Genomic DNA, 18,908 nt, shown 5'->3' on the forward strand with positions numbered 1-18,908 from the left:
TTCAAAAGCTTGCCATGAGGCTATAACAGGTCCTGCGGGTCTCTATCCAGGCTCCAGCGGCAGCGTTTGGCCTCGGGCAGGGCATCGATGGCGGGTAAAATGGCTTCCAGTGCCTGCTGCAGCCCCTGGCGGTTGTCAGCCTGAAACATCAGTTGGCGCCTGTGTTTACCTGCCTTTCGGTCCATGGGCGCGGGCAGCGGGCCTATCACTTCAAAGCCACGGTCTTTGGGCAGCATGGCCGCGATGGCCGCAAGAAACGCATCGGCATCGGCGGCGTTGTGGGCCTCCGCGCGGGCAAGCACCATGTGCCAGGCCGGTGGCAGCGCCGCCTGTTTGCGCTCACTCAGCTGATTGCGGGCAAATTCGCCGTAGCCCTTGTGCATCAGCTCCCTGAGAATGGGGTTATCGCTTTGGTGGGTTTGCAGCAGCACAGTGCCGGGTTTGGCGGCGCGTCCGGCGCGGCCCGCCACCTGGGTATAAAGCTGGCCAAAGCGCTCGGGGGCACGAAAATCGGCACTGAAAAGCGCGCCGTCCACATCCAAAAGGCCCACTAAGGTCACATCGGGGAAGTGATGCCCCTTGGCGAGCATTTGGGTGCCCACCAGAATGCGGTAGTCACCGCGATGAATGGCGGCGAGGTGCTGTTCCAGCGAGCCCTTTAAGCGGGTGGTGTCGCGATCGATCCGCACCACAGGATATTTGGGAAATTCGGCCTTAAGTACCTGCTCGAGCTGCTCTGTGCCTATGCCGTGGCCCATCAGCATGGTGGAGCCACAGTTATGGCACTGGGCCGGAATGGCATACTGGTTGCCGCAGTGGTGGCAGCGGATTTCGCCAAGCTTTTGATGCACTGTGAAAAACGCATCGCAGCGGTCACATTCATGCAAGTGGCCACACTCGTGGCACAGCAGCGCCGGGGCAAAGCCGCGGCGGTTTAAAAACAGCAGCACCTGATTGCCCGCATCCAGATGCAGGCGCATCTCATTGAGGAGCGCCGCCGACATGCCCGCCTTAAGTGGCTGGTTGCGGATATCAATTATCCCTTGGCGCACCTTTTTGGCGTTACCCGCACGCTCGCCAAGGTGCAGGTGGCGATAGCGGCCGCTTAGGGCATTTTGCAGCGACTCGAGCGAAGGTGTGGCAGAGCCCAATATCACCGGAATGTCCTCAAGGCTTGCGCGCATCACCGCCAGATCCCGCGCATGGTAGCCAACCCCTTCCTGCTGTTTGAATGAGCTGTCGTGCTCTTCATCGAGGATGATGATGCCGGGGTACGCCATGGGGGTGAACAACGCCGAGCGGGTGCCGATGATGATGGCCGCTTCGCCGCTGCGCCCGGCGCGCCAGGCGTCGAGCCGCTGGTTGTCGGTGAGGTTGGAGTGAATGACGGCTACCTCAACCTTAAAGCGGCGGCGGAAGCGGTCGATGGTTTGCGGCGTAAGGCCAATCTCAGGCACTAAAATCAGCGCCTGCTTGCCTTCACCGAGCACTTTCTCAAGGGCTGCGAGGTACACTTCTGTCTTGCCAGAGCCTGTGATGCCCTCAAGCAGGGTGCACTCAAACCCGGCTGCGCCATTGATGGCGGCAACGGCAATGGCCTGTTCTTTATTGAGTTTGTGCGGCGCTTCGCCAAGCTCAAGCGTGTCTCGCCACTCAAGGTTACTGGCAACAACCACTTCATCGCGCTCAAGCCAGCCTTTATCTTCGAGCCCTTTAAGGGCAGCCTTGCTGAGCTCGAGGGTGTTGAATTCATCAAGGCTCATCGGGCCCTGCAGCAGCTGTGCGGCCAGCTTTTGCTGCGCCGGTGCGCGCTTGAGCGCATCCAATCCGGCATCAATCGCCTTTTGTGTGAGTTTAAGAAGAGTGCGGGTTTTGGGGGCGGCGTCTGCGCCTTTACGCAGCGCCACCGGTAGCGCCTGGGTCAGCATCTGGCCCTGACTGCAAAAGTAGTAACGCGCCGCCCACAGGGTGAGCTTATAAAGCGAGGTCGGCAGCGCCGGCTCTTCATCAATTATTTCAATAATATCGCGGATTTGACTCTCGGCCAGGGTGCAGCTGTCGCTGACACCGGTCACCAGACCGATAAGTTGTTGCCTGCCAAAAGGCACCCTGACTCTGACGCCGGGCTGCGGCATCGCCGCAAGCCCAGGTGGCAGTCGATAGCTGTAGCTTCTGCGCATGGGGACAGGCAGGGCAACTTCTACAAAATGTGGCATAATCAGGTACATCAGGCTGGTGTTGCCCCTAGTGTAACGGCGAAGCTGCCACTCAGCCACAGTTAACGAGTCATCCCAGGGTGCGGAAAATATAATGATAAGAGCCTTTTTCGTGGTGCTGCTGTTGCTTGGGCTGGCTTTGCCGGCTGCGGCGCGGGTGTCCCATGTCAGCATTAACAAGAGTCAGTTTACCCTGGGAGAGCACCCTCGATTGCGGGTGAATGTGGTGTCGGACAAAGGCGATTTTTCGCGGATCGAGTTTTTAATCCGCCAGGGTAAAAGCGAAGAAAAACTGATGCTTGAGCCGGTAAATAATTTTCTGGTGCTGCTGACAGGGGTGGAAGATGTGACCGATGCGTCCGCCGAGCTGGTGGTGCGCGAATATGTGATTAATGAGTGGCACGATTATAAGGTGATCCCGCTTTTTGGCGGCAATGAGCGTTTGGCCCGTGCGGCGCAAAAGCCGGTGAAAGCCGATAAAGCCTTGGCCTCAACGGCGCGCACCGCTGTACCGGTTTCTGCTCAGGCGGCAAGTGCTGTTTCTTCAGGGCAAATGACGGATAGCAAGGCTATGCCCTCGGCGGTAAAAGTGGCAGCGGTGAAACCTGTCGCCGCCAAGCCAGACCCTGCCACCCTGGCGGCCATCAACGCGGCTGCTGTGATGCCAGAGCCCGTTGAACTACAGCGCGTGAAGCCAGTGCCCGTTAAACCAGAGCCCGTTAAACCAGAGCCAGTTAAGTCAGTAGCAATCAAGCCTGCCGCAGATAAACCGGAAGTCGCTGATAAGCTGGAAGTGGCTGCAGCAGTTAAACAGGAAGTTAAACAAGACGTTAAACCTGAGCCAATCGCTATCGCTGCCGTTAGCGCCGCTGCAGCGGCTGGGACAGCAAGCACTGCCGAGTCGGCGTTAGCTGATTCAAGCAAGACTGATGCGTTAGCTGAGTCAGGCAAGGCTGATTCAAGAGCAGAGCCGCTGACAGCCGCCAGTGCCAAGCCCGGTGAGCCTGCACCGCAGTTCGCGTCGAGCGTGAATTCGGCCCAAGAAGCTGACGTTAACGCTGAAACAGCATCTATGGGTGCAGCGACGACAGCGCCTGTCAGCACCGAGACTGTCAGCACCGAGCTTGGCAGCACCGAGACTGCCAGTACCGAGCCTGTTAGCACTGAGCCTGGCAGGCAAGCCGCTGGCGCTGCGCCCACACAGGCCACTGCTCAGGCAGATGCTGACGCTCAAGTCGCCAGAGAGGCTTCGACACAGACTCAGGTTGCAGCCACTCAAGCCATAGCCACTCAAGCCGTAGAAACAGAAGCGCCGTCGGCGGCGGGTGAGGGTTGCCGGGTTGAGTATAAACAGGGCGAAACCCTGTGGCGGATTGCCAGTCGCTACGCGCCAGCCTGGAACACCAACGTTTATGGCACCATGCTGGCACTGCACGATGCCAACCCCGGGGCGTTCCGCTCAGGCAAAATCAGTGGCATGAAGCAGGGCGCGAAGTTCGATTGTCCGTCGCCGGCCGTGCTGTCGCGCTACCCCGATGCCCGCGAGGCGCGCAAGCAGTTTGAGGCGCGTCAGACCGAGTAAAGTGAGCCCATGGGCGCAGATAATCTGCTTGTCAGTATTGGTTGGATCCTGTACCATTCTGCGCCCTAACATACTTGTTATTAACTGCATGTGGTGTCCAACTTCGGGTTGGAAGAGCGACATGGCCTTGACTTTGAGGTAATCCCAAATGAAACCAGGTATCCACCCTGAATACGCCCAGATCACTGCCACCTGTACTTGTGGCAACGTTATCAAAATCAACTCCACTGTAGGCAAAGACCTGCACCTGGACGTGTGTGGTGCTTGTCACCCATTCTACACCGGTACCCAGAAAGTTGTTGATACTGGCGGTCGTATCGAGAAGTTCAACAAGCGTTTCGGTATGCTTGGCAAGAAGTAATTGCGACAGCAATGAATTCAGAAGAGGGCACCCCACGGGGTGCCCTCTTTGCTTTGTGCGTGTTTTTAGCCGCGCTTGTTCTACCTGTACTGTTTCCGACCCGAATGATTTTTGACTGGAGCTGCTTTCGACTTGAGTGGGGGGCGACTTGAGTTGCTTTCGACAGGCCGTGCCTGCCTGAAGGCTTGTTGACTATCTGTGGCTCGCTCAATCGCCACCATTTCCTGGCACCATCTCTTAGCACCATCTCTTACCTGCTGAATCTCGGTTGCCTGTTTTGCCATTTGATCTCGCGGCGCGCTCCTGCCGCCCTTACCGCCCTTGTTGTATCGACAAGCCTTCCTGCTGCGGCAGGCCAATAACCTTGCCGCAGCTGCGGGCATAGCCGGGCGTTTGGGCGGGGACTTTTCACTAAATGTATCAAAAGGGTAGAGGTCAGAGCAGTTCGGGTCGAAAGCCCTGTTTTTGTTTGATTAACCTATAACTGAGCGGAATAAGCGCCAAATGGAATAAAATTTGGTAATTTTGCTACAGAATGCGCGTTTAAATCGCGCTGCCGCGGCGTTTATCTCATCAACTTAGGTATTAAAACAACAAAGTTAATTATTGGTTTTGAGTTTGTTTTGCAGGGTTAACTTGTAAAAATGACCCTTAGAGCGTTGCCATGCGCCCAAGTCGGTGAAATTTGTTGGTGTTTGGTTTCAAAGGCCGGTTAATTCGCGTAATCTTAATGACTTCAGCGAGGGGGCCCGAACTCTGTCAGGCCGAATGATCCTGACCGAGCCCTTTGCGTCCGAGATTTAAACTAAAACGTCGTTCAGGATCAGAAAATGGCAGACCTTCGTCAACAAGCACTCGATTATCACGAATTCCCAACGCCCGGCAAAATGGCGGTGTGCCTTACCAAGCCAGCCCAGACCAGTATGGATCTGGCGCTTGCTTACAGCCCAGGGGTGGCTGAGCCTGTGCGTGAGATTGCGTCCAATCCTGCCGATGCCTACCGCTATACCGCCAAGGGCAACACGGTTGCAGTGATTTCCAACGGTACTGCCATTCTCGGGCTTGGCAATCTGGGGCCGCTGGCCTCCAAGCCGGTGATGGAAGGTAAGGCGCTGCTGTTCAAGCACTTCGCCAATATCGATGCCACCGACATTCAGGTAAAGCACCGCACCACGGAAGAATTCATTAACACGGTGGAAGCCATTGCCGACACCTTCGGCGGTATTAATCTTGAAGACATCAAGGCGCCAGAGTGTTTTGAGATTGAACGTGAGCTGATTGAGCGCTGCTCTATTCCTGTGTTCCACGACGATCAGCACGGCACCGCGATTGTAACCGCCGCCGGCATGATCAACGCGCTGGAAATTCAGGGCAAGTCCATCGAGAAGGCCGTGTTCGTGTGTATGGGCGCCGGCGCTGCCGCGATTGCCTGTATGACCATGCTGGTGAAGTGCGGCGCATCCCGTGAAAACGTGTACATGCTCGATCGCAAAGGGGTTATCCACACCCGCCGCGACGATCTGAACGAATACAAAGAGCTGTTTGCCAACAACACCGACAAGCGTACCCTCCAGGACGTGATTAAAGGCGCTGACGTGTTCCTTGGTCTGTCTGGCCCGGACGTACTGACCGCCGAAGACGTGCTGCTGATGGCCGACAATCCGGTTATTTTCGCCTGCTCCAACCCGGATCCGGAAATCAAGCCCGAAGTGGCCCACGATGCCCGTAAAGATCTCATCATGGGTACCGGCCGCAGCGATTATCCAAACCAGGTCAACAACGTGCTGTGTTTCCCATTCATCTTCCGCGGTGCGCTGGACGTACGTGCCTCGCGCATCAACGATGAAATGAAGATTGCTGCGGTGCACGCCATTGCTGAGCTTGCCAAGGAAAGCGTGCCTGACTCGGTATTGGCTGCCTATCCAAACGTGACCAGCCTGAGCTTTGGCCCTGATTATGTGTTGCCAAAGCCGATGGATCCACGTCTGCTGCCGCGCATTGCCCGCGCCGTGGCACAGGCCGCGATTGATTCAGGTGTGGCTGCTATCACCACACTGCCGGAAGATTACCTTGTCTGAGGAACATACCTCGTATAAGACAAGCGATTGACCAAAGAGCAAAAGGCAACCCATGTGGTTGCCTTTTGTATTTCAGTCCCTGATAATTTTTACACACAGCAAGCCCAGCGGGCATTGCCGGAAATAATAACTACAACAGGACCGCCTTCCTCCATGCAGCTCACCCGGGTGCTTACCAAAAAACTCATCAGTTTCTGGATGATGTCGCTGGCCGCGGTCGCGTTCGTGTTTTTGCTGAGCGCGGTAATGAGCTTTGTGCAGCTCACGTACAAGTTTCAGCAGCAAAAAGTCACCGAGCTTGAGGTGATGCTGGTCAATCACTATCAGGGCAACAGCGCCTGGGATCTCGATTCCTGGCTGCCGCCCATGCTGCTTGCCTACGATGCCGGCTATTTTCGTCTGTCGCAGGGCGAGGAGCTGATTTTCGAATATCAGGGCAACACAGGCCACGAGCACCGAGTAGTGTACGACACCGCCCTTAAGGGTGACGATGGTCTCAGGATGCGCCTCGAATTGCCGCGCCCCTTTGCCCTGCATGAACTTGGCTGGCGGGAGCTGATGATCCTGTTGGTGGGCATAGCCGCGGTCGGCGGCTTTGTGCGCTTTGGCTATTTGTGGTTTTCGGCCGAGCTTGAAGGGGTTGAAGCCCTTGCCCAGCGCAGTAAGCTTATTCTCGACGGTCGGCTCGAAGATGCCGCCAATACCCCCGGCAATGGCAAACCCCGTTTAATCAACCGAGCGCTGAGTCGCTTGCTGGCCGAGCTTGCCGACGCCCATAAAGAGCGGGCGCGCTTTGATAAATTTATCCGCTCCAACACCTTTCTTGATCCGCAAACCCGCATAGGTAACCGGCTGTTTTTACAAAACCGGGTCAATGCCTTATCCAACGAAAACGGCATGATGACCCCGGGCGTGCTGTATCTGCTGGAGATGGAGGATTTGGACATACTGCAGCAGGAAGCCGGCGATGAGCTGGTGCTGGAGCTGCTCCACAGCACCATCAATGCCATCAATCTGGTGCTGCAAACCCAGGCCAACAGCATTTTTGCCCGTCGCTCCCACAATCAGCTGGCGATAGTGGTGCCGCAAATCTCCCTGGCCGAAGCCGACGCGCTGGCGGATAAAATCCTTAAAATCTGCCTCGCCCAGCCTCTGCCCAAAATTGAAGAAGCCGATAACTTTTTCCACCTCGGAGGTGCCTATTTTAAAGAAGGCGACGTGTCTGAGCAGCTGCTTGAAGAAGCTGATATGGCGCTGCGGGCGGCGCAGCTTCAGGGCGCGAGCGGCTGGTTTATGTACGATAAAGGCGCCGTGGATCAGGAGTTTGCCAAAGGCTCTGTCCGCTGGCGCTCGTTTCTTGAAAACGCGCTGGTCAATCGCCAGTTTGTCACCTTTGCTCAGCCGGTCTGTGAAGGCGACGGCACGCGCCATCACCATGAAATCTTCACCCGGGTGCGTGACCCCATGGGCAGTCTGGTGCGGGCGACCCTCTTTATCCCGATGGCGGTCAAGTGCGGCCTGATGCCGCAGATTGAGCGGCAGGTGATTGAACGGACGCTGTTTGAGCTGATGTCCGACGGGGCAAATCAGCACAAAGACTACAGCATCAACTTAAGCTTTGATTCCCTCAGCAGCCGCGCCTTTGTGCGCTGGCTGCAAACCACCCTGCTCGAGTATCGCCATCTGGCGTCGCGGCTGGTGTTTGAAGTGACCGAAGATGTCGTGATAAAGCACCGTGCGGCGCTTGAGCCCAAGCTCAATATGCTGCGAAAGATGGGCGCCCGCATTTGCGTTGACCATGTCGGGCAGCAGGTAGTGAGTACCCAATACATCAAAGAACTTGGCTTTAATTTTATCAAATTGCATCGCTCGGTCGTGCGCCAGATAGATTTGCGGCCGGAAAACCAGCTGTTTGTCCGAAGTCTGATTGGCAGCCTGTTTCGCACTGAGGTGCGCGTATTTGCTGAGGGTGTGGGCTCGTTCGAGGAGTGGCAAACGCTGCAGATCCTCGGGGTGAGTGCGGCCCAGGGCAGCTATTTTGGCGAACCACAGGAGACATAGTCGGCGAATTCGCCATTATGCCCTTGTTATTCACTGGGTCGCAGCCTATCTTATGGTGAGTATTCCCTGCATAATACTCATTGAAAAATAATTAGTTTATTCGTGCCACACCCTCCTTCTGTCGTTCTTAATCCATAGGTGATGGCACAAACGCCTGGGCGCATAATCAACGGGACATGAGTGCAATGGGCCGATTCGCATTTTGGAAGAAAAATACCGGCCGCCGGGAGCTGGGGTTATATCTGGGCCCCAAAAGCTGCTGGGTGGTCGCCAAGGATTCGCCGGACAGTGGGCTGGAGCTGCCGCTGGACGGCGACAATTGGCCTGCGCTGATGGCAAGCATCAGTTCGCACTTTGGCCCGGCTGCACTTGCCATAGTGCTGGGATTTGGTCGCTATCAATTGCTGCTCGCCGATAAGCCCGCTGTCGCCGACAACGAGATGCTGGACGCCATCAAATGGGCGATAAAAGACATGGTCTCTGAGCCGGTAAGCTCCCTCAAGCTCGATTACTTCGAGTCTCCCAATCAATCGAGCAACAAAATCACCGTGGTCGCCGTTGAGCGCAGCGCGCTGGAAGCGCTGGTCAAAGCCGCCGACGAGGTAGGTTCAAGCGTCAGTGGCATCGGCATCGAAGAGCTGGTGACCGCGCGGCTCTTTGGCAGCGAAGCTCAGGCGCGCCTGGTTGTCAGCCATGTGCCCGGCAGCGAGCTGCTGTTTACCGTGGTGAAAGACGGGCGGCTGTGGATGCAGCGCCGGGTGCGCGGCTTTGCCGACCTTAACAGCATCAGCGAGCAGGATTTAAGTTATGGCGCCGCCGATAACTTAAGCCTGGAGCTGCAGCGCTCAATGGATTATTTCGAAAGCCAGCTGCGACAGGCACCGGTGGCGGCGATTGAACTTGCCACCGAAGGCGCCTCTGCCGCACTGGCAAAGTTGGTGGCGAGTAACTTCAATCAAAAGGTTGCAGCTTTGCCACCAAGGCCGGTGGGGCACACCTTCGCCATGCTCGCCTGTGAAGAGTTTATGGGGGAGCAGGCATGAGCAAATCCCATATTAACCTCTACGATGACTCGCTGCTGCCGGCGCGCCAGCGACTCAGTTTCGATACCCTCAAGCTTGCGCTTATCTCTGTGCTGCTGTTACTGCTGCTTGGCCTTGGCGGCCTTTACTGGCAGCTGAGTTCCCTTAAAGCCGATGTGGCAGCGGCCCAAACCCAGCAGCAGGAGTTGACGGCACAAAAGCTGGCGCTTGAGCAGCGGCTGCAATCACATCAACCGGATGTCGCACTGGTGGCTGAGGTGAACGAACTGCAGGAATCGCTTGAGCTTAAACGCCTGCTACTTGGCGAAATTGGCAAGCAGCAGCGCTTTACCAGCAAAGGCTATGGCGATTTGCTCACCGACCTTGCTTCAGCTGCCGATGGCAGTTTGTGGCTTGAGCGGATTGTGGTGGCCGAGGGCGAGCTCAGATTTGAAGGCTCTGCGCGGGACCCCAAGAGTGTGCCTTTATGGGTTGAGCGGTTAAAAGAAACCAAAACCCTGCAGGGTAAGCAGTTTGCCACCATGACCATGGCCCGTGAGGATGGCAAGCCACTTGGCTTTGTGCTCACCAGCAGCGCCCTCGCTAAGGAAACGCCATGAGCAACCTAAGCTTAAGCGAACGCTTTAACCAGCTTACCGCCCGCGAGCGCGGCATTATCTTTTGGGCGAGCCTGCTTGGGCTTTTGCTGCTTGGCTCCATGCCGCTCGAAAGCCTATGGAAACAAGCTCAGGAAAACCGGGCGCAGCTCGTTGAGCTTAACCGCAACAATCAGATTTCGCTGCAGCAAATTGCCCTTTACGAAGAGCGTTTGGCGCAGGACCCCAATCGTGACCACTTGCAGCGCAGGCAGCTTTTGCAGCAGGAGCATGCCAAGCTCGACAAGACCCTTGAAACCGAGCTTTTGGACATGGTGCCGGCGCGGCGGATGCCGGCCGTGCTTGCCCGCATGCTTGATGGTGCGGCGGGGCTTAAGCTGGTGAGTTTCGAGTCAATCGCGCCTGTGGCGCTGCTCGAAGTGGGCGAGGAGAAAAAGCTTAATCTTTATTCCCATGGCATAGCGCTCACCCTCGAAGGTGATTACTTTGCCCTGGTTAAATTTGTGCAACTGATTGAAAACATGGAGCACAAGCTGTACTGGAAGCGGCTGGATTATCAGGTGCAGGCCTATCCCAAGGCCGAAGTGCAGCTCATTCTTCATACCCTGAGCATTAACGAGGACTTTATCCGTGTGGCGAATCATTAGTGTATTGCTGTGCCTGTTTGCGCTGCAGGCCACGGCCAACACCCTTAAAGACCCGACCATGCCGGGGGATTTTCGTGAACATCGCAGCCAAAAAGCCGGCAGCGGCAGCAGTAAGCTGACCAGCATCATCACCTCCGCCGACGGCAATTTTGCCGTGATTGGCAATCGGGTGTTGTCGGTGGGCGACACAGTGGGCAGTGCGCGTATCACCGCCATTCGCAGTGATTACGTTGCGCTGTCTGACGGCAAAACCCTCAGGCTGTTTCAGGCTATAACAGAGAGATAAAAGACATGGCAATTTCCGGTATCAAATACCTCCCTGCGCTGTTGTCGCTTGGCCTGATGGCCTGCCAGAGCACTGACAGACCAAATCCCGATGCCTCCAAAGAAGTGCTGAAAGAAGCCACCGCCGCTACCCCGGCACCCGTGCCAGTGGCCGTAATGCCCGATGCGGTTTCGCGGGAGCTTGCCAGCGGCTCGTCGGCAGCCTTTGCGCCCACGCTGCCACCGGAGCGCCGCTTTGATGTGGCTGCAAACGATGTGGACGCGCGGGTGTTTTTCCCAAGTCTGGTGAAAGGCACACCGTTTTCGATGGCGGTGCATCCCGATGTGCAGGGCAAAATTTCCCTGTCACTCAAAGGCGTGACCTTAAGTGAAGCCCTGCAGGTGGTTGAAGATTTATATGGCTACGAAGTCAGCCACGAAGGCCGGGTGCTGAGGGTGTTTCCTGCCGGCATGCGCACCGAGACCTTTCCGGTTAATTACCTCTACATGGAGCGCCAGGGCGTGTCGCTGACATCGGTTACGTCCGGCCGGATCTCCGACAATAACAACAATAACGGCAGCAACAATAACAACAATAATAACGGCAACAACAACGGCAATTTTTCAAACGGCGGCAATAACGGTAATAGCAACAACGGCAGCAATAACACCAACGGCACCTTTATTCAGTCCCGCACCAAAACCGATTTCTGGGGCGAGCTGAAAGAAACCCTTGAATCCCTGATTGGCGCCGATGGCAATGGCCGCAATGTGGTGGTAACACCGCAGGCCGGCTTGGTGACTGTGCGTGCTCAGCCCAATGAGCTGCGCCAGGTGCGGGAGTTTTTGTCCAAGGCTGAAAGCCATCTGCAGCGCCAGGTCATACTCGAAGCCAAGGTGCTGGAAGTAACTCTGTCCGATGGTTATCAGCAGGGCATTCAATGGAGCCAGATTGCCGGCAGCGCGGCCGCCGATGGCAATACCAAAATCAATTTCTCCACCAGTCCCGGGGTGCTTGGCAATCAGATCACCGGGGTGCTTGGCGGCGTAACCTCTTTGTCGCTCACCGGCTCTGATTTCAGTGCCATGATCAATCTGCTCGACACCCAGGGCGATGTGGATGTGCTCTCAAGCCCGCGGGTAACCGCCTCCAATAACCAAAAGGCGGTGATTAAGGTCGGCACCGATGAGTATTTCGTGACTGATGTGTCGTCCACTACTGTGGCGGGCACAACACCTGTGACCAGCCCCGAAGTAGAGCTGACGCCATTTTTCTCCGGCATCGCACTCGATGTTACTCCGCAAATCGACGGTGAAGGCAATGTGCTTTTGCATGTGCATCCGTCGGTGATCGATGTGAAAGAGCAGACCAAGCAAATCAAAATCAGCGACAGCAACCTGGAGCTGCCACTGGCGCAAAGTGAAATCCGCGAGTCAGACACAGTAATCAAAGCCGCCTCAGGCGACGTGGTGGTGATTGGCGGCCTGATGAAGAGCGAGAACATTGAGCTGGTGTCAAAGGTGCCGCTGCTTGGGGATATTCCGCTGATTGGTGAAGCCTTTACCAACCGTAACAATGCTACCCGCAAAACAGAGCTGGTGATCCTGCTTAAGCCTACCGTGGTGGTTAACGGTACCTGGCAGAAGGAGCTTGAGCGCTCGAAGCTGCTGCTCGACCGCTGGTATCCCGAGGGGCAGTAACAGTGTATCTGCAGCACTTTGGCCTGAGTGAAGCTCCGTTTGCGCTGACGCCCAACACGGGGTTTTTCTTTGCGCTCGCGCCCCATGTCGAGGCGCTGCAGGTGCTGCAGGTAGCGCTGCAAACCGGTGAAGGTTTTATCAAGGTCACCGGCGAAGTGGGTACTGGCAAAACCCTGATTTTGCGTAAATTGCTCAACGAGTTGCCGCCGCCATTCCGCTGTGCCTATCTGCCCAATCCCTGTTTGTCGCCGGCCGAGCTGCGCTGGGCGCTGGCACTCGAACTTGGGCTTAAGTATTCGGCCAATATCGACCAGCAGCAACTGACCTGCCTTATTCAGCAGCAACTGCTGGCGCTCGCCGCCCACGGCCACAGCGTGGTGCTGGTGCTGGATGAGGCCCAGGCGTTGCCGGATGAAAGCCTCGAAACCTTAAGGCTTTTTACCAACCTTGAAACCGAAAGCCGCAAGTTGCTGCAGGTGGTCCTGTTCGGTCAGCCTGAGCTGGATGAGCGCCTGGCGCGCCACGAGCTGCGCCAGTTAAGGCAGCGGATCACCTTCAGCTATCGGCTGCGGCCGCTCACAGAGGCCGAAACCGGTGCTTACCTTGAGCACAGGCTGCGGGTCGCGGGTCTTGATGTTGATGCCCCAGCGCTGTTTGAGCGCAGCGCGGTGGCAGCCATTGCCCGGGCATCCCGTGGTATTCCACGGTTAATCAATGTGCTGGCCCATAAATCCCTGATGCTTGGCTTTGGTCAGGGGGCGATGCGCATCGGCCGCAAGCAGGCGCAGCTCGCCATTCGCGATACTGAAGATGCCGCGCGGTCACAGTGGCCGCGCTGGCTGATGTTTGTCGGTTTGATGGGCACTGCCGCTGTTTTTGGGGTGCTGGTGACCCTGCGCTTTGCTGGAGGTCTGGCATGAGCGTAATCAATCAGATGCTTAAAGATTTGGACAAGCGCGAGCAGGTTCTTGAGGTGCGGGCCGTGCCCAAAGCTGTGGTTGCGGCGCCGAAATCCGCCAAAACACTGCCGCTGCTCATGCTGGCACTCTTGCTGCTGGTATTGTCGTTGCTGGTGACGGCCGGCTGGCTTTGGCGTCAGCAAGGCTCTCTCAGCGATACGCCGTTGGCGACGCAGGCGGCCGCACAGCCTGAGGTTTCCGCCGCAGAAAACAGCGCTGCCAAACAATTGCAGCCCACTGTGAGTGAATTGCCAGCAGCATCGCCGCCGGCTGAGCACAGCGCGCAGCGCGCCGCTGAGCCTGAAGCAGAAGGCAATACAGAGACCAAAACAGAGACCAATACAGAAGTTAAAGCAGCAGCCAAAACCGCAGCCTTGGCGGCGCCGCAAGCTCAGCCTCAGCTTCAAACCGAAACCCAGGCTCAAACTCACGCTCAAACTCAAGCTCAAGCTGAATCTGAATCTCAACCTCGGACTGAAGCTGTACCTGCGAGCGCGGCTGCGGATGCAGCCAAACGCGCTGCTGTTGCCAATCAATCAGCTGCCAAACTCACTGCTGCCAATCTGGCCGCTGCCGAAACCCCAACTTTTTCTGACGAAAAGTCCGCCAGCGTCCCGACTGAGCAAAGCCGGATGGCGGTGACCGAGGTGCGCCTGTCACCGGCGGCTCGGGCCGAGCGGGCCATGACCAGGGCGCAGGACGCCGAAGCGTCAGGCAGGCTCGATGAAGCGGCCAAGTATTATGCGGATGCACTGTTTGCCCAAAACGATCGCCACGATGCAAGGCGTCGTCTGGCGGCGCTTCGATACGGTCAGGGCAAGACGGACGAAGCCATGCGCCTGCTGGAAGCCGGGCAGCTTGCCTATCCGGATGAAGCTTCGTTTTCGCTGCTGCTTGCCAAGCTCTTTATCGAGCGCGGCGAGCTGAATAAGGCGCAGGCCAACCTTGAGCGCATCAGCGAAGGTTCGGAGTACCGACGCGACAAATGGCTGCTGCTGGCCGATATCGCCCGCAGCACACAGGACCATCCGCTTGCCGAGCAAAGCTACACCCGGCTGCTCGCTGGCGGCGAAGATAGATCATCCTGGTGGCTTGGGCTTGCTTACGCTCAGGACGCGCAGGGCAAATTTACCGATGCGGCCGACAGTTACCGCCGTGCGCTGGCGGGGCGGGAGTTATCTGCTGAGGCCCGCCGCTTTGCGTCAGACAGATTGTTGCAGCTTGGAGGCAACCAATGAAACCCAAATTGAAAATGCGCCTTGGCGACCTTTTGGTCTCTGAGCAAATCATTGGTGAAGACCAACTGACCGCGGCCCTTGGCGAGCAGAAAAATACCGGCCGAAAACTTGGCCGCACCCTGATTGATTTGGGTTTTATCACTGAAGATCAGTTGCTTAAGTTTTTGTCGCAGCAGCTTAACATTCCCTTTATCGACGTCAGCCGTCGCCCCGTGCCGCCGCCGGTGGTGAATTTACTGCCGGAAGTGCAGGCACGCCGTTACCGTGCGCTGGTGATTGAAGATAAAGGCGATGCGGTGGTGGTGGCCATGAGCGACCCGGCCGACCTGCAGGCGCTGGATAACCTCGAAGTGCTGCTTGCGCCCAAGCGGCTTGAGATTGCGGTGGCGCCCGAGGCGCAGCTGATGCAGGCCTTTGATAACCTGTACCGGCGCACGGAACAGATTGCGCAGATGGCGGGCAAGCTTGAAGAAGAATACGCCGCCGACGAAGCCTTCGACCTGGCGGCGCTGACCGCCGGTGACAGCGACAGTGAAACCACAGTGGTTAAGCTGCTGCAGTCGATTTTTGAAGATGCGGTGCAGATGCGCGCCTCGGATATTCACATCGAGCCCGGCGAAAAATCGCTGCGCATTCGTCAGCGGGTCGACGGCCATTTGCAGGAAACCGTGCTCAATGAAGTGAATATTGCCGCCGCGCTGGTGCTCAGGCTTAAGTTGATGGCAGGCCTTGATATTTCAGAAAAACGTTTGCCGCAGGACGGCCGTTTTCACATGGAAATCAAGGGCCATAAAATCGATGTGCGTATCTCCACCATGCCGATTTACCATGGCGAGTCGGTGGTGATGCGTTTGCTTGACCAGTCGGCGGGGCTGCTCACCCTCAACGAAACCGGTATGCCGCAGCACATCCTTGAGCGGGTGCGCAAACAAATCAAACGCCCTCACGGTATGCTGTTGGTCACTGGCCCCACGGGTAGCGGTAAAACCACCACGCTTTATGGCATTTTGAGTGAGCTCAACACCGCCGACAGAAAAATCATCACGGTGGAAGACCCGGTGGAATACCAGTTGCCGCGGATTAATCAGGTGCAGGTTAACCACAAGATTGGCCTTAACTTTTCCAACGTGCTGCGCACCACCCTGCGTCAGGACCCGGATATCATCATGGTCGGTGAGATGCGCGACCACGAAACCGTGGAAATCGGCCTTCGCGGCGCGCTTACCGGTCACTTTGTGCTTTCGACGCTTCACACCAACGATGCGGTGACCTCGGCGCTGCGTCTGTTGGATATGGGCGCGGCGAGCTACCTGGTGGCGAGTGCGCTGCGGGTCATTATCGCCCAGCGTCTGGTGCGGCGGGTGTGCCATAACTGCGCGGTGGACTATCATCCGTCGGCGCAGGAAATGGCCTGGCTTGCCAGTGTCGGTAAAAAGCAGGATTTCAGCTCGGCGCGTTTTCGTGTTGGTACAGGTTGTCAGAGTTGTAACGGCACAGGTTATCGCGGCCGTATTGGTATTTTTGAACTGCTTGAGCTGGATGAGGCCATGGTGGACGCCATGCGTACCGGCAATCCGCAGGACTTTGCCCGCGCTGCCCACGCCAGCCCTAATTTCACCCCGCTGACCGTCTCCGCCATGATGTATCTGGCCCAGGGCATGACTACCATCGAAGAGGTGGCGCGGCTTGTTGAAGACATGAGCGACACCCCTATGCCATTGTCGCAGGACGTGGCGCAGTTTGAACAAGGGAGCGTCTGAGCATGCCGGTATACAGCTATCGGGGGCGAAACGCCCAGGGGCAACAGGTTACCGGGGTGCTGGATGCACAGTCGGAGAATGCCGCCGCCGATCAGCTGCTGGCTCGGGCGGTTATTCCGCTTGAGCTGAAAGAAACCAAACAGGCCGGGGAAGGATTCAACTTCAAGTCCCTGTTCAAAGGGCGGGTGAAGCTTGAAGAGCTACAGATTTTTACCCGCCAGATGTATTCCTTAAGCCGCTCGGGCATTCCGATTTTGCGCGCGATAGCCGGCCTTAGCGAAACCACCCATTCGCAGCTGATGAAAGATGCGCTGGATGATATCTCTGCTCAGCTCACCGCCGGCCGGCCATTGTCGTCGGCCATGAACCATCACCCCGAAGTATTTGATGCGCTGTTTGTTTCTATGGCGCATGTGGGCGAAAACACCGGCAAACTCGAAGATGTGTTTTTGCAGCTTTCCGGCTACCTTGAGCGCGAGCAGGAAACCCGCCGGCGGATCAAATCCGCCATGCGTTACCCCATGTTTGTGCTTATCGCCATCGGTATCGCCATGGTGATTCTGAACATTATGGTTATCCCTAAATTTGCCGACATGTTTTCGCGCTTTGGCGCCGAGCTGCCCTGGGCGACCAAGCTGCTGATTACGACCTCCAACTTTTTCGTCAATTACTGGTGGCTTATCGGTATGGTGCTTGTTGGTGTGTTCGGCGGCGTCAGCTACTGGCATAAAACCCCCAAGGGGGAAAAACAGTGGGATAAATGGAAGCTGCACCTGCCGGCGGTGGGCTCGATTATCGAACGCTCAACCCTGTCGCGCTATTGCCGCAGCTTTGCCATGATGATGGGCGCAGGCGTGCCCATGACCCAGGCGCTGAGTCTCGTTGCCGATGCGGTGGATAATGCCTTTATGCACGACAAAATCGTCGCCATGCGCCGCGGGATTGAATCGGGCGAGTCCATGCTCAGGGTGTCCAACAGCAGCAAACTATTTACGCCTTTAGTACTGCAAATGGTTGCAGTAGGTGAAGAAACGGGGCAACTTGAGCAATTGCTGAATGACGCCGCCGACTTTTACGAAGGCGAAGTTGATTACGACCTTAAAAACCTGACCGCCAAGCTTGAACCCATTCTCATCGGTATAGTCGCAGCCATTGTGTTGGTGCTGGCGCTGGGTATTTACCTGCCGATGTGGGACATGCTCAACGTGGTCAAGGGAGGCTGAGCCGGATGCTGAGCCAACGGGATGCTGACTCAGATTTGTTAAGCGTTTACCGCCGCTTGCTGGCTGTGGTTGTGCTGATGTTGCTGCTGGCGGCGCTGGCCTATCGCTACTTTGGCTCGCTCGACAGCCTGTCATCCCACAGTCTGGCGCTGGAGCAAACGCGCCTTGTCAATATAGTGTTGATGGCGCGCTCGCAGTGGCTCGGTGAGGGGCAGGGCGAGCAAATCAAGCTGGATTGGGCGCGGATGCACGAGCAAGCACCGCCGGCGCCTGTGGTGGTGCGTATCAGCCAAAATGGCTGGCCGCAGCCAGCGGAGTTGTCTGATGCGGGCTGCGGGGCGCTGTGGCAGCAACTGATGGGATATCACTGGGATGGCGATGTGAGCCTGGATGAGCCGCAGCACAGCTGCCGTTACAGCGCCCGGGGTGGCGATACAATTTCTTACCAGTTGAACAGCGGAAAAGTGACCTTAGTCACTCGAACTAATTAGCTGTTAAATATGGGACTTTTCAAGGCTGAAATTGCTGCTACAATGAAAAAATGGATGATTGGGGGCGCCTATGAAGGCTAAACAGCAGGGTTTTTCACTGATTGAATTGGTGATAGTCATAGTGATTTTGGGGCTATTGGCGGTGACGGCTATCCCAAGATTTCTCAACATTACCGATGAGGCCGAGGCGGCCAGCGTGGATGCCGTCAGCGGCGGGCTGGTGTCGGCGGTCAGCTTCGTGCGTGCCCAATGGGAAATTGACGGCCGCAACAATAATTACGTGCTGCTCGATGGCACTCAGATAGGCCTCGATAAGCGTTTTGGCTATCCCACCGGTGATGGCAATTTTTCGGCCACCGACATGACAGACGCGAGCTGCCAGCAAGTATTTAATCTGATCCTGCAAAGCACGCCACGCAATGTGCTTTACACTCAGGATGCGCGCAAACAGCGTTATACCGTGCGGGCCATCGGCGGCGCGGGCGGCAGCACCAACGATCTGAATGGCCTGTCAGTAAGCGGCTTGGATTTGTGTGTTTATCATCAGGTGGCTTCACTGACGCTGGATCCCAATTCCGGCATCGCCACACCTGCACCGGATTTATCTACCCCCGGCGCCCTGGGCATTACCTACAACCCGGGCACCGGCAAAGTTCTCAGTTTCACCAACCCATAATTTCAGTTATTC

Annotated in this window: 15 protein-coding genes and 1 pseudogene; 15 read left to right on the top strand and 1 reads right to left on the bottom strand. The window is 56.7% G+C overall.

Translation table 11 applies throughout. The features are described from left to right. Positions 1–20: 20 nt before the first annotated feature. Positions 21–2,216: a primosomal protein N' gene (gene priA, locus KJI95_RS06090; RefSeq protein ID WP_214506800.1), complete on the bottom strand. Its 2,196-nt coding sequence runs from the start codon at positions 2,214–2,216 to the stop codon at positions 21–23. A 94-nt stretch (positions 2,217–2,310) separates the two neighbouring features. Here priA and KJI95_RS19570 point away from each other — a divergent pair, with 94 nt between their 5' ends. The 15 genes and pseudogenes from KJI95_RS19570 to KJI95_RS06165 all read left to right on the top strand — a co-directional run bounded on the left by KJI95_RS19570 (position 2,311) and on the right by KJI95_RS06165 (position 18,896). After that, positions 2,311–3,798 (top strand): FimV/HubP family polar landmark protein, encoded by a 1,488-nt coding sequence (locus tag KJI95_RS19570; protein ID WP_214506303.1) that lies wholly within the window; start codon positions 2,311–2,313, stop codon positions 3,796–3,798. Positions 3,799–3,946: 148 nt separating this feature from the next. Continuing rightward, the gene (rpmE, locus tag KJI95_RS06100; protein ID WP_214506304.1) at positions 3,947–4,159 is read left to right on the top strand and encodes a 50S ribosomal protein L31; all 213 of its coding nucleotides are present in this window, start codon (positions 3,947–3,949) and stop codon (positions 4,157–4,159) included. An 818-nt stretch (positions 4,160–4,977) separates the two neighbouring features. Further along, positions 4,978–6,237, top strand: a pseudogene (locus tag KJI95_RS06105) (malic enzyme-like NAD(P)-binding protein); the annotation flags it as partial. A 153-nt stretch (positions 6,238–6,390) separates the two neighbouring features. Further along, entirely contained in the window at positions 6,391–8,298 is a 1,908-nt protein-coding gene (csrD, locus tag KJI95_RS06110) for an RNase E specificity factor CsrD (RefSeq protein WP_214506306.1), read from the top strand. A 185-nt stretch (positions 8,299–8,483) separates the two neighbouring features. Beyond that, positions 8,484–9,341, top strand: coding sequence for a type IV pilus biogenesis protein PilM (locus tag KJI95_RS06115; RefSeq protein ID WP_250885682.1), 858 nt, complete (start codon positions 8,484–8,486; stop codon positions 9,339–9,341). Then, positions 9,338–9,940 carry a PilN domain-containing protein gene (locus KJI95_RS06120; RefSeq protein WP_214506308.1) on the top strand — a complete coding sequence of 201 codons (603 nt, stop codon included), beginning with the start codon at positions 9,338–9,340 and terminating at the stop codon, positions 9,938–9,940. Before KJI95_RS06115 ends, KJI95_RS06120 begins: the two co-directional genes overlap by 4 nt. Next, entirely contained in the window at positions 9,937–10,584 is a 648-nt protein-coding gene (locus KJI95_RS06125; protein WP_214506309.1) for an MSHA biogenesis protein MshJ, read from the top strand. The genes KJI95_RS06120 and KJI95_RS06125 overlap by 4 nt, the downstream gene beginning before the upstream one ends. Beyond that, positions 10,568–10,870 carry an MSHA biogenesis protein MshK gene (locus KJI95_RS06130; protein ID WP_214506310.1) on the top strand — a complete coding sequence of 101 codons (303 nt, stop codon included), beginning with the start codon at positions 10,568–10,570 and terminating at the stop codon, positions 10,868–10,870. The genes KJI95_RS06125 and KJI95_RS06130 overlap by 17 nt, the downstream gene beginning before the upstream one ends. A gap of 11 nt (positions 10,871–10,881) precedes the next feature. Then, the gene (mshL, locus tag KJI95_RS06135; protein WP_214506801.1) at positions 10,882–12,549 is read left to right on the top strand and encodes a pilus (MSHA type) biogenesis protein MshL; all 1,668 of its coding nucleotides are present in this window, start codon (positions 10,882–10,884) and stop codon (positions 12,547–12,549) included. A 2-nt stretch (positions 12,550–12,551) separates the two neighbouring features. Continuing rightward, positions 12,552–13,469, top strand: a complete 918-nt coding sequence (locus KJI95_RS06140; RefSeq protein ID WP_214506311.1) for an ExeA family protein — start codon at positions 12,552–12,554, stop codon at positions 13,467–13,469. Next, positions 13,466–14,746 (top strand): tetratricopeptide repeat protein, encoded by a 1,281-nt coding sequence (locus KJI95_RS06145; protein ID WP_214506312.1) that lies wholly within the window; start codon positions 13,466–13,468, stop codon positions 14,744–14,746. The genes KJI95_RS06140 and KJI95_RS06145 overlap by 4 nt, the downstream gene beginning before the upstream one ends. Beyond that, positions 14,743–16,506 carry a GspE/PulE family protein gene (locus KJI95_RS06150; protein WP_214506313.1) on the top strand — a complete coding sequence of 588 codons (1,764 nt, stop codon included), beginning with the start codon at positions 14,743–14,745 and terminating at the stop codon, positions 16,504–16,506. Before KJI95_RS06145 ends, KJI95_RS06150 begins: the two co-directional genes overlap by 4 nt. A gap of 2 nt (positions 16,507–16,508) precedes the next feature. Then, positions 16,509–17,729 (top strand): type II secretion system F family protein, encoded by a 1,221-nt coding sequence (locus KJI95_RS06155; RefSeq protein ID WP_214506314.1) that lies wholly within the window; start codon positions 16,509–16,511, stop codon positions 17,727–17,729. 5 nt (positions 17,730–17,734) lie between these two features. Next, positions 17,735–18,220, top strand: a complete 486-nt coding sequence (locus KJI95_RS06160; protein WP_214506315.1) for an MSHA biogenesis protein MshF — start codon at positions 17,735–17,737, stop codon at positions 18,218–18,220. A 70-nt stretch (positions 18,221–18,290) separates the two neighbouring features. Beyond that, positions 18,291–18,896: a pilin gene (locus tag KJI95_RS06165; protein ID WP_214506316.1), complete on the top strand. Its 606-nt coding sequence runs from the start codon at positions 18,291–18,293 to the stop codon at positions 18,894–18,896. Positions 18,897–18,908 lie beyond the last annotated feature (12 nt).

Source organism: Shewanella jiangmenensis, assembly GCF_018596335.1.
In the GTDB taxonomy this organism is placed as follows: Bacteria; Pseudomonadota; Gammaproteobacteria; order Enterobacterales; family Shewanellaceae; genus Shewanella; species Shewanella jiangmenensis.